General features: G+C 43.1%; 9 protein-coding genes and 5 pseudogenes. 7 read left to right on the top strand and 7 right to left on the bottom strand.

Features of this window, described 5'->3' with window-relative positions:
* Nucleotides 1-56: 56 nt before the first annotated feature.
* Both MMY81_RS25935 and MMY81_RS25930 read right to left on the bottom strand, forming a co-directional pair.
* Entirely contained in the window at nucleotides 57-320 is a 264-nt protein-coding gene (locus MMY81_RS25935) for an aminotransferase class I/II-fold pyridoxal phosphate-dependent enzyme (protein ID WP_252315068.1), read from the bottom strand.
* A gap of 115 nt (nucleotides 321-435) precedes the next feature.
* A complete protein-coding gene (locus MMY81_RS25930) occupies nucleotides 436-633 on the bottom strand; it encodes a hypothetical protein (protein ID WP_252315067.1) in 198 nt (65 codons plus the stop codon).
* A 257-nt stretch (nucleotides 634-890) separates the two neighbouring features.
* Between MMY81_RS25930 and MMY81_RS35880 the strand changes: the two are divergent.
* Nucleotides 891-1,719 (top strand): annotated as a pseudogene (locus tag MMY81_RS35880) (SMP-30/gluconolactonase/LRE family protein).
* A 157-nt stretch (nucleotides 1,720-1,876) separates the two neighbouring features.
* On the opposite strand, the gene MMY81_RS25915 reads toward MMY81_RS35880, so the two are convergent.
* A complete protein-coding gene (locus MMY81_RS25915) occupies nucleotides 1,877-2,173 on the bottom strand; it encodes a PilZ domain-containing protein (RefSeq protein ID WP_252315064.1) in 297 nt (98 codons plus the stop codon).
* A 116-nt stretch (nucleotides 2,174-2,289) separates the two neighbouring features.
* Nucleotides 2,290-3,293: pseudogene (pta, locus tag MMY81_RS25910) on the bottom strand (phosphate acetyltransferase).
* Between the two features lie 357 nt (nucleotides 3,294-3,650).
* On the opposite strand from pta, the gene MMY81_RS25905 reads away from it, so the two are divergent.
* The 6 genes and pseudogenes from MMY81_RS25905 to MMY81_RS25885 all read left to right on the top strand — a co-directional run bounded on the left by MMY81_RS25905 (nucleotide 3,651) and on the right by MMY81_RS25885 (nucleotide 10,356).
* Nucleotides 3,651-4,256 carry a TetR/AcrR family transcriptional regulator gene (locus MMY81_RS25905; protein ID WP_252315063.1) on the top strand — a complete coding sequence of 202 codons (606 nt, stop codon included), beginning with the start codon at nucleotides 3,651-3,653 and terminating at the stop codon, nucleotides 4,254-4,256.
* A gap of 62 nt (nucleotides 4,257-4,318) precedes the next feature.
* Nucleotides 4,319-5,170, top strand: a complete 852-nt coding sequence (locus tag MMY81_RS34560; protein ID WP_308215483.1) for an oxidoreductase — start codon at nucleotides 4,319-4,321, stop codon at nucleotides 5,168-5,170.
* Nucleotides 5,065-6,243, top strand: coding sequence for an FAD-dependent oxidoreductase (locus tag MMY81_RS34555; protein WP_308215485.1), 1,179 nt, complete (start codon nucleotides 5,065-5,067; stop codon nucleotides 6,241-6,243). The genes MMY81_RS34560 and MMY81_RS34555 overlap by 106 nt, the downstream gene beginning before the upstream one ends.
* A gap of 23 nt (nucleotides 6,244-6,266) precedes the next feature.
* On the top strand, nucleotides 6,267-7,007 hold the full coding sequence (locus MMY81_RS25895; RefSeq protein WP_252315062.1) for an enoyl-CoA hydratase/isomerase family protein: 741 nt from the start codon (nucleotides 6,267-6,269) through the stop codon (nucleotides 7,005-7,007).
* Nucleotides 7,008-7,090: 83 nt separating this feature from the next.
* Nucleotides 7,091-7,853, top strand: a pseudogene (hemQ, locus tag MMY81_RS25890) (hydrogen peroxide-dependent heme synthase).
* A 324-nt stretch (nucleotides 7,854-8,177) separates the two neighbouring features.
* Nucleotides 8,178-10,356, top strand: a pseudogene (locus MMY81_RS25885) (ATP-dependent Clp protease ATP-binding subunit).
* 56 nt (nucleotides 10,357-10,412) lie between these two features.
* Here the strand turns inward: MMY81_RS25885 and MMY81_RS25880 are convergent.
* The 3 genes and pseudogenes from MMY81_RS25880 to desA form a co-directional block, all read right to left on the bottom strand.
* The gene (locus tag MMY81_RS25880) at nucleotides 10,413-11,012 is read right to left on the bottom strand and encodes a response regulator transcription factor (RefSeq protein WP_120194536.1); all 600 of its coding nucleotides are present in this window, start codon (nucleotides 11,010-11,012) and stop codon (nucleotides 10,413-10,415) included.
* A complete protein-coding gene (locus MMY81_RS25875) occupies nucleotides 11,009-12,139 on the bottom strand; it encodes a sensor histidine kinase (protein WP_252315061.1) in 1,131 nt (376 codons plus the stop codon). Before MMY81_RS25875 ends, MMY81_RS25880 begins: the two co-directional genes overlap by 4 nt.
* Before the next feature lie 171 nt (nucleotides 12,140-12,310).
* A pseudogene (gene desA / locus MMY81_RS25870) lies at nucleotides 12,311-13,355 on the bottom strand (Delta(5) desaturase DesA).
* Nucleotides 13,356-13,515 lie beyond the last annotated feature (160 nt).

The raw sequence follows: 13,515 nt of genomic DNA, 5'->3' as shown, positions 1-13,515 counted from the left end.
CTTCATCAAATTTAATTCGCCGTAAGGATCATCTTCAAACACATAACATGATGTTTTTAGCGAGTTTCATCAAGCTGTTTCCGGCGTTCCAGCGACCATACCTTTCCTCCCGGATTGGAATAGGTCGGAACCACATAAATACATTTAGGCTTTAATCGGATAATTTTCTCTTCCAGATCTTCTTCCAGCATTCCATCGTCATCTGAGTCTACGGGAACAATATTTACTTCATAGGACTGGAACACCTGAAGTGCTGCTAGATACGTGGGATTTTCCGTCAAAACAATATCTCTTGGATCAAACATTATCCGTGCAAACAAATCAATCGCCTGCTGGGGCCCGAGGTAACCAGTATATGCTCCGGCTCACGTTCAATCTGCTTCTGCCTCATTCTCTCTGCGAGTATATCCTTTAAGAGCCGGTACTCCTTCTGTTTCAACCGTACTGAAGCACTTTGTTATTGGAGGACAATGCCTGATCAAAGGCTTTCCTCACTGCTTCTACAGGAAACAATTTCTCATCCGGCAGTCCGCCTGCAAAGGAAATAACGTCTCCTTTGTTTACTACTTTTAATATGTCTCTTACGGCCGATGACTGCATATGGCGGACTCTCTTCGCAAAACCATACTTCATTTCTCTCTCCACCTCTGTATCTTTATGTTAAATATATAGAAAAATCTGAATAAAAGGATTGTAAATTATATCACATCCTTCAAAATAGAGCACGGATGTCCATTTTAATATTACAAAATAATACATAAATAACTACTTATTTATTTTTTAACTTTATATTGTAAATATAATCATAATTTAATTACACTTCCTACGGTTATGAATCTTTTATTTAGGGAAAAAGTAACAAAATATATAATCTTTGCAAAAGATTTAAAATGGGAGCGATGCAGGTGACAAGAGAAATGAAAGAGGTTATATGTGAACAGGCAATGCTTGGAGAAAGCCCGATGTGGGATGAACAATCGCAGCTTTTTTACTGGGTGGATATTCTCGGACAATTTATTCATGAATATAATCCAAAAACAAAACGAACCAGATCTATTAAACTTGACCAAATGCCCGGTGCTGTCGCTCCTTCCCTCAAAACAGGAACGCTGATAGCAGCCCTTCAGCATGGTTTTTATTTTATAGATTTTGACCATTCATCTTTTACAGCTGTTTCCGATCCGGAAAAACATAAGCCAAACACCGTTTTAATGATGGAAAGTGTGACCCCGCAGGACGATTTTGGGCAGGTACTATTTCCCTTACCAGAGAATCGGATGATGCTGCTTTGTATTGTCTGGATCCTTCGATGGAAGTACAGAAAAAATGGTCCCCGGTAACAACTTCCAATGGACTTGCCTGGAATAATGATAAACGGGCTATGTATTATATTGATACGCCTACTCAATCTATTGTTCAGTTTGATTATTCCGTGGAGGACGGCGCTATTCGTTCTCCTGCGCTTATTATTGATTTCTCGGAAGAACAGGGCAAACCCGACGGCATGACTATCGATGCGAACGGTAATTTATGGATCGCCCATTTTGAAGGCAGCCGGGTCAGCTGCTGGAATCCAGATACAGGAAAAAACAGGACGAACTGCATCTCCCTGCATCATTAATCACCTCCTGCACATTTGGAGGAGAACATCTTACTGATCTTTATATAACTACAGCCCGAAACAAATTAACAGAAGAAGACCAGAAAAGGAACCTTTAGCGGGCTATGTATTTTCTTATTCTCCAGGAGTGAAAGGACTCCCGGCAGATCGCTTTAAAGGATAAAGCCGGCTGAACCCGCCGACGTTCATTCATGCTCCAGCTTCAATTGGTGAACCGTCTGAATTAAAGACGTTTTAGCAGCATACTCTTCAAATTCAAGGGCAACCCCGTAAATGTACCCTTGCTTTGTTTCTGACTGCCATTGTTTTGATGCGGCCGTAAACGTTAAACCATTTCTGCGTTACGCGGAAATTAAAGCACAGTAGAACCTCATCTGTTACTTGAAAACGAAGCGGTGAGAAAAACTGCAGCCCGTTTCCGGAAATATCCAGTATTTGTATAGGACCTGCTTTGCTTTTCACTTCCGTCTGTTTAATTTTATGGACGTGTACTGTGGCATCTAGAGGATTATCAGTAAAATAAAAACGAACATTGCTTCTGCGGTTGGACAAAACAGCCTCCTATAATTATTTTTGTTTTATTATACTCTGTAGGAGAACAGCTTGCTATAGAAAAGGCATGGAACCTCATAGGTTCCATGCCTTTTCTGCGTTACTGCCGCATTATTTTATTTTTGGTTCGTTACTTGAGTTTTTTTTTCCATAATTGCCTGCTTTGCCGTAATTAAAGCAAGCTTATACACGTCTTTTGTACTGCATCCGCGGGAAAGATCATTTACCGGCTTATTTAATCCCTGAAGAATAGGGCCGATAGCATCGTATCCACCTAAACGCTGGGCAATTTTATAGCCGAGATTTCCGGATTCCAGGCTTGGGAAAATAAACACGTTGGCTTCTCCCTGTAGAGGTGAATCAGGAGCCTTTTGACGCCCAACTGCCGGTACAAATGCAGCATCAAATTGGAATTCGCCGTCAATAACAAGGTCAGGACGGTCCTGCTGTGCTTTTACGGTAGCTTCCGAAACTTTTCTTGTTTCAATTGAAGAAGCTGATCCTTTAGTGGAAAAGCTCAGCATGGCTACTTTAGGATCCAGGTCAAAAGCTTTAGCTGTTTCTGCCGTAGCAATCGCAATTTCTGACAGTTCTTCTGCATTTGGTGAAATATTAATTGCACAATCCGCAAATACAAACTTCTGGTCTTCTTTACCATAATAAATACGCCGGACGTTCTTTGAATCCCCGGCTTGGTTTTGATAATTTGAAGTGCCGGACGAACCGTATCGCCTGTTGAATGGACCGCTCCGCTCACAAGACCATCAGCGTAATCAAGATAAACCAGCATCGTACCGAAATAATTTGGGTTTTTCAGTTTTTCACGTGCGCTTTCTTCTGTTTCTTTTCCTTTACGGCGCTCTACAAAAGCCGTTATTAATTCCTCATAATGCTCGTATTGAACAGGATCAATAATCTGCACCTTATCCAGAGAAACATCAAGACTGGCTGCTTTTTCCTTCACTTCGTCTTCCAGGCCGATAATAATCGGCTTTAGAAGACCATCTGCTGCAAGCTGTGCTGCCGCTTTTATTATACGATCATCTTCTCCCTCTGGAAATACAATGGAAGGTTGATCTTTTTTGACTTGTTCTTTAATCTCGACGAAGAGATCGCTCACTAAAATTCCTCCTTTATTATTTAAACCGTTCAGGAAGTATAGGGTAACTAAAGGCGTATCGATTCGCTGCAATGAATTCATTCAGGTTTCATTTCTCTACTCCCAAGGATACTCTTATTCCACCGAAAAATAAACGAAAATGCATAAAATAATCATAGTTCTAATTTTCGGAATTAAGAAAACAAAATGAAAGCTTGTCTTAAAAGCGTTTACAATATTAATAGAAGTGAATATAACTGCATAAATTATATAAATATATTATTAAAAATGGATAAGCAGTATTCAATTCTTCCTCTCCATGCTATACTATTTTCACCTTTTTCCCCGTTAAACAATCAATGAAAAGAGGCAAAGACGATGAGTCCTAAATTAGGCATGGAAATGATCCGCAGGGAGCAGATTATCCAATCCGCAAAAACATGCATACTGACGTATGGATTTGACCATTTTTCGATTAAGGATGTAGCAAAAACAGCCGATCTCAGTACAGGAGTGATTTATCACTATTTTAAAAATAAGAATGATCTTCTTGTTGATGTGCTGAAGGAAGCATTCACCGTCTCTGAAGAGGATGTGCGAAACACCGTTGATGCCTATCATCACCCCGTTGAAAAATTTCACGCGTATCTTCGAACGGTCGCTTCTCTTCCAGATCATAATCAGCCATTTTACACTATTCTATTAAATTATATGGCACAGTCACCTTACAATGAAAAAATTAATGAAGTTGTAGGCCGTTTTCTACGCAACCTGGTTTTATACCTTACAACTATATTGGAAGAAGCGGAACAGCAGAATCTGTTGCATCACTCTTCTCCTTCCGCTCTTGCTCTTCTTATTATTAACCAGGCTACCGGTACTGCTTTTAATGAACGCTATTTTTCTGCTGAAGTAGTTAAGGCCAACCGTGACGCCTTTATTCAACTATTCCAATCTATGGTTGCCACTCCGGCTTCTTCATGAGTATAATAACAGTATCTTATTTATAACGACCGTTCGAAATAAATAAAAAAGGAGAATGCGTAATGTCGTATCCCGCTCTGCTCTCCCCTATATCTATCAATCAGCTTGTGCTTCCTACTAAGGTAATGATGGGATCTATGCATGTTGGGTTGGAAGGGGAAGAAAACGGATTGGAAAAAATGAAAGCGTTTTATGTACGACGGGCCCGGGAACACGTTGGCCTGATTGTGACAGGAGGTGCAGCTGTGACTCCTGAAGGAAGCGGCGGCGCTAATTTCATGAGCCTTTACCAGGATAAGGATATTGAGCAGTGGACAGAACTGACCGATGCCGTACACGAAGCAGGAGGCCATATTGCCGTCCAGCTTTTCCATGCCGGCCGGTATGCCTATAAAGCGCTCACCGGCCTTGATCCAGTCTCTGCTTCCGCTCTTCAGTCGTCCATTAATCCAGACGTCCCTGTCGAACTTTCTGAAGAAAACATCCAGCGCACGATCGAGGCTTTTTCTGATGCTGCTTTGCGTGCGAAAAAATCCGGCTTTGATGCTGTGGAAATTATGGGATCGGAAGGCTATCTGCTTAATCAGTTTATGTCTCCTTTGACCAACCATCGAACAGATCAGTGGGGAGGCTCTTTTGAAAAACGGCTCCGTTTCCCTCTCGCGGTTGCAGGAGCAGTCCGCAGGGCTGTCGGTCCCGATTATCCGGTCATTTTCCGCATGTCCGGCCTCGATTTAATGGAAGGAAGCACCACTGAAGAGGAAACCATCACCTGGGCCGGAAAGCTTGAAGAAGCCGGTATGGACGCATTGAATATCGGGATTGGCTGGCACGAATCCAGAACCCCGACGATTACGATGAAAGTACCAAGAAATTATTTTACACCCGTCGCCGCCTCCATCAAAAACGAGTAACTATACCAGTTATTACTTCCAACCGTATCAATAACCCGGAAGACGCCGAGGCAATTCTTCAGGAAGATAAAGCAGACATTGTTTCCATGGCACGGCCATTTTTAGCGGATCCGGAGATTATTACGAAAGCAATAAATGGCAGGCCGGAAGAAATTAATACGTGCATTGCCTGTAATCAGGCCTGTCTCGACCATGTATTTGAAAATAAATCCGCTTCCTGTATGGTCAACCCTGAAGCAGGGCGGGAGCTTACCTTTATTATTAACAAAACAGCTGCTCCCAAGAATATATTAATTATCGGCGCAGGGCCGGCAGGCTTGGAGGCTGCCCGGGTTTCTGCACTGAAAGGTCATCACGTAACGCTTGCTGATGAAAAAGATGAAATCGGCGGCCAGCTTCTCTATGCGCGGACCGTACCGGGTAAATCCGAATTTAATGAAACACTTCGTTATTATTCTGTACAGCTGAAAAAACTTGGCGTATCCATTCAGCTTGGTACTACTGTTTCGGCAGAACATCCGCTGGTGCAGAAGGCTGATGACATTATTCTGGCTTCCGGCATTCTTCCCCGGCAGCCGGAAATAAAAGGAATGGAAACCCGCACCGTTTTTTCCTATCGGGATGTTTTTGAAGGAAACGCTGAGCTGCAGGGCAGTATTGTCATGATAGGCGGGGGCGGTATTGCCTGTGACTTAGCCTTAGTTCTTTATAAAAAAGGGTATACAGATATTACGCTCCTGCAGCGGGGCCGAAAGTTTGCTAAAGGTCTGGGGAAAACGACGCGCTGGATTACACTGGGCGAACTCCGCCGCAGTAATATACAAATGATCGGCGAAGTGACCTATAAAGAAATTACGCCCGAGGGTGTCCTCATCTTACACGAACAAAGAGAAATACTTGCAAAAGCCGATACCATTATTACGGCAAGCGGGCAGCTTCCAAATCAAATGCTTGCCTCCGAATTGTTGGAAAAAGGTAAACGGGTGCACGTCATCGGCGGCGCTAAGCATGCTGTCGGACTAGATGCCAAATTCGCTATTTTAAATGGCGCAGAAACAGCCAATGCGCTGTAATTATTTCTAAAGGAGGGTTTCACGTGAAACAACATACAGTCTTATATGAAGTCAAAGATCAGACGGCCTGGATTACATTGAACCGCCCCGAGGTTAAAAACGCCTTAAATAAAGAAATGCACGAAGAGCTTTACGACTGCTTTCAGGAAGCTTCACAGGCCCAGGAGGTCAAAGTTATTATTCTGCAGGGATCCGGCGATGCGTTCTGCGCAGGCGCCGACTTGAAAAGCGTGTCGTCTGACAGCGCAGAAAGCTTCGATTACGGCGATTACTTACAGGATACCTACAACCGCCTGATTGTATTAATAGACAGCATCTCTAAGCCGGTAATTGCCTATTTAAACGGCGTTACAGTAGGTGCGGGTTTGAGTATTGCGCTTGCCTGCGACTACCGTATTGCCGACAGCCGGGCCAAACTGGCGCTCAGCTTCTTAAAAATAGGTCTTGTACCCGATGCAGGGGCCTCCTACTTCCTCCCTCGTATGGTCGGACTGGGCAAAGCAATGGAGCTTATGCTCGGGCAGACCATATCAGCCGAAGAAGCGTTCCGGCTTAATCTTATCACCGCTATCGGAAACCCGGCAGAGTATGCCGAGAGATTAGCCTCCATCCCTCCTGCTGCCTATGGATTGGCGAAACAGAATATGAAGCAGGGCTTTGAACACAGCCTTTCAGAAGTCCTCGATATGGAAGTATCAGCCCAAAGAGAAGCCGGACAGAGCCAGGAGCATAAAGACGCCCTCCTCCGTTTCCTGAAAAAGTAGATCGGTTCCTGCTTTTGAAGACCTGTGGACCTATGGTATAGTAGACACCGTGAACAGGTTTTAGATAAAGGAGTGAACCATATATGAGTGAAGCATCCCAAACGCTCGACGGCTGGTTCTGTCTGCATGATCTCCGCAGGATCAACTGGACAGAATGGAAAAAGCTATCCGGCGAAGAACGCCAAAGCATTGTGAAAGAATTTATTCATATGCTGGAGGACTGGCAGCATGTCGAAGACAACGGCGGCGGAAGTCACGCTGTTTATACGATTGTCGGTCAAAAAGCAGATTTGATTTTTATGATTCTTCGTCCAACGATGAACGATTTAAACGATATTGAAAATGCTTTTAATAAAACCAGACTGGCTGATTATACGATTCCTTCCTATTCCTACGTATCTGTCGTAGAACTGGGAAACTACATGCCGCCTAAAGACGGTGGAGATCCGATGGAAAATCCGGAACTCCGCAGCCGCATTTATCCCCGTGCTTCCTAAATGGAATCACATCTGCTTCTATCCAATGGATAAAAAGCGGGAAGGCGACGATAACTGGTATTCCCTTCCTATTAAAGAACGCCGGGAATTAATGCGTGCCCACGGCATGACAGGAAGAAAGTATGCAGGTAAGGTCAAGCAGATTATTACAGGTTCAGCCGGTCTCGACGACTGGGAATGGAGCGTTACCCTGTTTGCCCACGAAGCCCTGCAATTTAAGAAGATCATTTATGAAATGAGATTTGATGAAGTGTCCGCCCGTTACGGCAAGTTTGGTCCCTTCTATGTAGGAAACCTGCTCGAGCCGGAAAAAGCAGAATCTTTTTTCATATTTAATAAAATCATGTAAAGCAGCATTCGGATTTATACCGGATGCTGTTTTTTATGTTTAACTTTCTGTTGTTAAGGAAATACAAATCAAACGAACTTACTATTACTATTTATGATTACTTTTTATTATATATTGCAATCCCGGAGGAAAATAAGAATTTTTTTAAAAAAGTTGGTTAAAAATACTTGAAAGTCAAATAAGGTCAGTATATAATAAGCTCATAAGATCAAAGATAGTCAAAGTCAAAGCAGTTTCTTTGATTTTCTGAAAAAATACTATTACACTTACTAATTATTAAGATGCATTATCTTTTCTATTAAAGATAAAAGGAGGTTCACTACTATGAGATGTGAACATTGTGAACAACGAGAAGCCCGTATTGAATTAAATATGAATATAAATGGTCACCAGCAGAAAATGAACCTATGCGATGTATGCTACCGTGAAATCCGCCAGGAAATGAAACAGCCTTCCAGCGGATTTGGTAATCAGCCTGGTCAGTCCCCATTTGACCAGTTTTTCCAAAATATGATGAATTCACAAATGAACAACAATCAGCAGCAGCAGCCATCTGCCGGTAAAGGCGGAGGTAACAAAGGCGGCGGCCTGCTTGATGATCTAGGTAAAAACCTATCAGATGCGGCACGTGCCGGCATGATTGATCCGGTCATTGGCCGTCATAAAGAAGTAGAGCGGGTTATTGAAACATTGAACCGCCGTAACAAAAACAATCCGGTTCTCATTGGTGAGCCCGGTGTTGGTAAAACAGCTATTGCAGAAGGCCTCGCTCTAAAAATTATGGAAGGCGATGTGCCAAATAAGCTGAAAAACAAGAAGATTTACCTGCTTGATGTTTCTTCGCTGGTAGCAAACACCGGCGTCCGCGGCCAGTTCGAAGAGCGTATGAAACAGCTGCTTCAAGAACTGCAGGACAGACAGGATGTTATAGTATTTATTGATGAAATCCATCAAATCGTGGGTGCAGGATCTGCCGAAGGCTCTTCTGATGCAGGAAATATTATGAAGCCGGCACTTGCCCGCGGCGAAGTTCAGATTATTGGAGCTACTACGCTTAATGAATATAGAAAAATTGAAAAAGATGCTGCACTGGAGCGCCGTTTCCAGCCTGTCATGGTTAATGAACCGAACAGCGCCGATGCCGTGGCTATCCTGGACGGCCTAAAGCCAAATTATGAAGCATACCACCAGGTTTCTTATACAAAAGAAGCACTGGAAGCATGTGTTTCTCTTTCCAGCCGCTATATTCAGGACCGCTTTCTTCCAGATAAAGCTATTGACCTGATGGATGAGGCCGGTTCGAAGATTAACCTGCTTCACAGCAGCGATGATGAGCTTGAAATTCAAAGCCGTCTGGAACAAATAGCAGCAGCAGAAAAAGAAAAAGCAACCCAGCAGGAAAACTATGAAAAAGCGGCTCAGCTCCGTGACGAAGAAACCCGTTTAATGAGCCAGCGCGATAAAGCAGCTGCCGGTGAATCCGTCAGCCAGAGCAAAGCAGAAGTAACGGTGAACGTTATTCAGGAAATCATTGAAAACAAAACCGGTATTCCTGTACGCCGCCTTCAAAAGACGAACAGCAGAAGATGAAAGATCTGCCTGAGCGCCTTAACGCCGACGTTATCGGCCAGGAAAACGCTGTGCAGAAAGTGGCACGGGCCATCCGCAGAAATCGTGCAGGCCTCCGCAGAGGAAGCCGACCTATTGGTTCCTTCTTATTCGTAGGACCAACGGGCGTTGGTAAAACCGAATTGTCCAAATCTCTGGCTAAAGAAATGTTTGGAGATAAAGAAGCGATGATCCGGCTTGATATGAGCGAATATATGGAAAAACATTCTGTATCCAAACTTGTCGGTTCCCCTCCAGGCTATGTCGGCCACGAAGAAGCCGGACAGCTTACGGAGAAAGTGCGCCACAAGCCTTACAGCATTATCCTTCTGGATGAAATTGAAAAAGCGCACCCGTGATGCAGCATATGTTTCTACAGATTATGGAAGATGGCCGCCTGACCGACAGCCAGGGACGTACCGTAAGTTTTAAAGATACGGTAATCATTATGACCTCCAATGCAGGAACCGGCTTGAAAAAAGTCAGTGTTGGATTTGGCAGTCAGGACGACGAAGAGCCAAAAGTAACTGAATCCCTGAAAACTTCCTTTAAACCGGAATTCCTTAACCGTTTTGACAGCATCGTTAAATTCGGTGAATTAAAACGTGAAGACTTAATTACCATCGTTGACATTATGCTTTCTGAAATCACAGAAGCTGCAGCAGAACAAGACATGAAGGTAGAAGTGTCCGATGAAGCAAAAGCAAAACTTGCTGATCTGGGCTACGATCCAGCCTTTGGTGCCAGACCGCTCCGCCGCGTAATCGCTGAGCAGGTCGAGGATGGCATTGCGGATCTCATGCTTGATGAAGAGAAATTAGAGCATATTACCGTCAGCCTGGTTGATGATAAAATAAGCGTAACGAACCAAACCAGCGTTTCCTCTCAAAAATAATATCCAAAAAAAGCCGAAGGTCCTTTTATAAAGGGCCTTCGGCTTTTACATACTATTTATTTAAACCAGCCTTTTTCTTTAAAGTGAGAGATTGCTTCAATGCGGTTACTGACGCCAAGCTTATCGAAAATGATAGATATATAGTTTCTGACCGTACCATTTGTAATAAAAAGCTCACTGGCTATTTCTTTTGTATTTTTACCATCGGCGATCAGCTCAATGACCTGTTTTTCCCGATCTGTCAGCGGGTTATCGTTTTGAAAAACCATATCAACCAGCTCCGGGGCGTACACGCGGCGTCCTTTCATAATTACCCGGATGGAATCGGCTAATTCTTCACTTGGACTGTCTTTTAGCAAATAACCGCCAACTTCTGCCTTTCGGGCCCTTTCGAAATAACCGGGTCTGGCAAACGTAGTTAATATAATTATCTTACAGGGATGATCTTTCAGCTCTTCTGCTGCATCCAGGCCGCTTTTTACCGGCATTTCAATGTCCATAATACACACATCCGGATTGAACTGATTTACGAGCGTGACCGCTTCCTGGCCGTTTTTCGCTTTACCGATCACGGTCATGTCTTCTTCGAGGTCCAAAATAGAGCCAAGTGCTCCCAACAGCATCCCCTGGTCTTCTGCAATCACTATCTTTATCATGCCATTCCCTCCTGTTTGACTTGTTTCACGACAGTAGGCACCCTAATAAACAGCTCCGTCCCCTCTTTAGATAAAACCTCGAGAGTACCATTAACAAACTCCAGCCTCTCCTCCATTCCGCGGAGGCCGTTTTTCTTTGTAGGATCTATTTTTCCTATTATTCCGGCTCCATTGTCCTTAACGCGAATACTCAGCTCATCCACTGATTCATTCAATTCTACCAGGCACGTTGTTGCTTTACTGTGCTTTACTACGTTGGTTACTGCTTCTTTTAAGCACATGCTGAGCACATTCTCCACAAGCGGTGGTGTCTTTTCGAGTGCGGTTTCGTCTTTAATAGTAAATTCCACCTCTGCGGCTTTTAAAACCTGCTCGATACGGACTAATTCATCTTTCAATTTGGTTCCGCGCATATCAGAAACCATTTCCCGGACTTCTTTTAATGCGGTCCGCGAGGTCTGGCTGATATCGTTGATTTCCCGTTTAGCCGCTTCCGGATTGGCGTCTATCAGCTTCCCGGCGAGGTCACTTTTCAAGCCGACAAGTGAGAGCTTCTGTCCGAGCGTATCATGAAGATCTCTTGCAATCCGCTGCCGCTCTTCCATCACAACCATCTGGGAAATTTTCTGGTTGGCGTCTTTAAGCTGGCTTTCCAGCTTTTCCCGCTTGTTGCGGTTAAATGTGTTGAAAGGAAGCAGAATAATCCCAATAACGCTGATAACAATAAACGGAAACTGGGAAAGAAACAATTCATTTTCCGTAAAAAACAAAATATTAATAGTCGCAACTGCTGTTAATAAATGAATACCATATAAAATATAAAAGCCTGTTTTATGCTTCACATTCCCTATAAAAAAGGCAAGGAAAAGAGAAAAATAAACATAGCCGTAAAAAAGTGTCATAATAATGCTGATCGTGATTGCCGTTCCTACCCAAAAGTAGAACAGCCAGCCGGAAGCTAGAAAAGCGATAGCAACAAAAAACAGCAGTATAAAAATAACGCCCAGAATAATTTCAGGTAAAGTGGACGAACGGATAATAAAATAAAACGGCAGCAAAAAGAAAATAATCCATACATACGTGCTGAGCCATGTGTTTTTCGGAAAAATTTGATACCAATTATTCATGGCGCTCTCCTTAAAAGTTTGTGTCTTTTGTTTCTTAGTATGTCTTACTGTAAGTATATCAGACAATTCTCTTATTCTCCTCTGAAGAATCGTTCTCTTCTTCTATGTGAAACAACCACACTTCTATAGAAAAAAAGCCATCCCCCGTTTAAGGAATGGCTTCTTATACTATTACTTTTCCTGAAAGCTGGCTTTTTCCCTATCCAGTATCATGTTTTCTTTTAGAGTGGTTTTCTTCAGTTCCCGAAAACCTACGAACGTTTTATTCTTTTCGTCATAAAGACGGAAACGAATGGATTTCAAACTCGATCCAAGCGTGATCGTAGTTGCCTGTTGAAGAGGCGGCGTTGATTCGTGCGCCTGTTCAAGATTATAGTTTGGTACACGCGGGCTGAGATGGTGTACGTGGTGGTAGCCGATATTTCCGCTTGCCCACTGAAGTACCTTTGGAAGCTTGTAATAGGAACTGCCATCTACTGCAGCTTTAACAAAATCCCATTCGCTCTCTTCTTCGAAATACGAATCTTCAAATTGATGCTGCACATAGAAAAGCCAGATGCCCAGAGAACCGGAAACGAATAGGATTGGTCCCTGTACGAGCAGGAATGCCTGCCATCCAATGACAGCAATCATTACACCGTAAATAGCTACAATAGAAGCATTAATATATACGTGTTTATGCGTTCTTTACGTCTTGGACCTTTACGGTTAAAACGGTTTGTAATAAGAAACAGGTAAAACGGTCCGAGGCCAAACATAACAAGCGGGTTGCGGTACAGACGATAGGAAAATTTTTCGAAAGCAGATGCTTCTTTATATTCATCTACGGTCATCACCCAAATGTCGCCAACGCCGCGCTTATCGAGATTACTGCTGGTAGCGTGGTGAATGGAATGTTCTCTTTTCCATTTTTCAAAAGGAAACAGCGTTATTATACCTGTTATCGTCCCTAGAATAGAATTGGCTTTCTTGCTTTTGAAAAAGGATTGGTGGCAGCAGTCATGAAAGATAATAAAGGTTCGTACGACGAAGCCGGACGCTATAATAGACAGTGGAAGACTGAGCCAGATAGAAATCGATAAGCTTTGGTATGCTAAAAACCATAAAGTAAAGAAAGGGATTAATGTATTGAAAAGTTGTTTAGTACTTTTTGACTGGTCTGATTTTCAAACGGTGCTACGGTTTTTCGTAGTTGAGCCTGTTTTGCCTTACTCATATATAATCTCTCCCATTTCGATAGGCGTGTGTGTTTATTGGTTATAGCTTAATCATATAGAGAAAGCCTGGAAGAGGTAAGACATGAAAGTCAGTTGCTCGTATGACAGATGTCATGTATTTTTCCCTATTAATTCCCAATCTATAAAGCGCTTTCTTTC

Source organism: Sinobaca sp. H24 (assembly GCF_023845525.1).
Note: the sequence above shows the minus strand (reverse complement) of the source record. Positions and strands in the feature narration are given on the sequence as shown.